Origin of the sequence: Georgenia daeguensis (assembly GCF_039537705.1) — a bacterium.
Taxonomy (GTDB): domain Bacteria; phylum Actinomycetota; class Actinomycetes; order Actinomycetales; family Actinomycetaceae; genus Georgenia; species Georgenia daeguensis.
In genome coordinates, this window is the sequence record NZ_BAABBA010000078.1 from 1 (window position 1) to 1,202 (window position 1,202).

General features: G+C 60.3%; 1 protein-coding gene. It reads left to right on the forward strand.

Annotated features, from left to right (window positions below; genetic code table 11):
* Window positions 1-115 precede the first annotated feature (115 nt).
* Window positions 116-1,132, forward strand: a complete 1,017-nt coding sequence (locus tag ABD774_RS21480) for a P-loop NTPase fold protein (RefSeq protein WP_345045817.1) — start codon at window positions 116-118, stop codon at window positions 1,130-1,132.
* Window positions 1,133-1,202: the final 70 nt, after the last annotated feature.

The window sequence follows — 1,202 nt, forward strand, 5'->3', positions numbered from 1 at the left end:
CATCCCCTCCGACTTGTGGAGCCGTCTGATCTCGGCCCAATCCTCCACGCTGATCACTCCCTCACTCTGTCCGAGGGGGTCAACTTTCACTCGGCACCAGGGGGTCAGTATTCACGTGGCACTGACAGCTCTCGCCACTGTTGTCCCCGAGCCAGGCAGCAAGAAGGATCTCCGGGGTCTGATTTCTTCCTACGCCGACATTGCCCGACCACTCGCAGCCTTAATACCAGTCGCTGGGGCTGCCGTCGTCGAGGCGACCCGAGCGCTTGAGACACGTCTTGCGAAGCCCTGGAATGTCGCGTTCGACGAGATCGCAGCAGAACTACGGACCCTCGGCATTCCGGTTCTCGTCGTTGTCGACGATATTGATCGTCTCCAGCCCCGTGAGTTGCTCGACCTTCTCAAGGTGGTGCGCCTTCTTGGCCGCTTTCCTGGTGTCGACTTCCTCTTGGCTTACGACGAGCAAACTCTCATCGAGACATTGCAGAATCCCGGCCAGGCGAGCATTTCGAAGGCCAGAGCCCGAGCGTTCATGGAGAAGATCGTCCAGTATCCGCTGAGCATCCCACCCCTCCTCACCGGACAGATCGTGCGGATGTTGAATGCTGGGCTGACGGAGATCGTGACACCTGAGCGCGTCGAAACAGGTTTCGACAAGCACCGGTTCGGCGACATCATCTTGTCTACGATGCCCTCCCAACTAGCCACGCCGCGCGCCATCGAGCGCTTTCTTGCCCAAGTGCGTGAACAGTTCCGAGTTCATGACCTCAGCGAGATGAACGATGTTGACCTCATCTTGGCCGTCTTCCTCAAGGTGCAGTTCCCCGACGTCTTCGCCGGACTGCAGTCGTGGAAGGTCGAACTAACGCGTTCGACCCCTTCGTTCGTGAGTTTCGCCAAACGCGAGGAGAAACAGCCGGAGTGGAACCGCTTAGTTGGCGTACTGGACCGCGACGAGGACCGCCGAGATGCCCTTGCTGTACTCGCCGCCCTCTTCCCGGCGGTCCGCGGTCCGAACCCCTTGCGCGCCGGGGCAGGACGCTTTGCGCATCCTGATTACTTCGACCGGTACCTCGCTCAGCCTCGATCCACCGGTCGGCTTTCGTCGGTCATTCTGAGTCGTTCGGCGTGAAGCATTTCGTGTGCGGGCATGGAGGACTCGCCGGTCTGCCCGGCTTTTCCACTTCGGGTTCCTCGGTCGT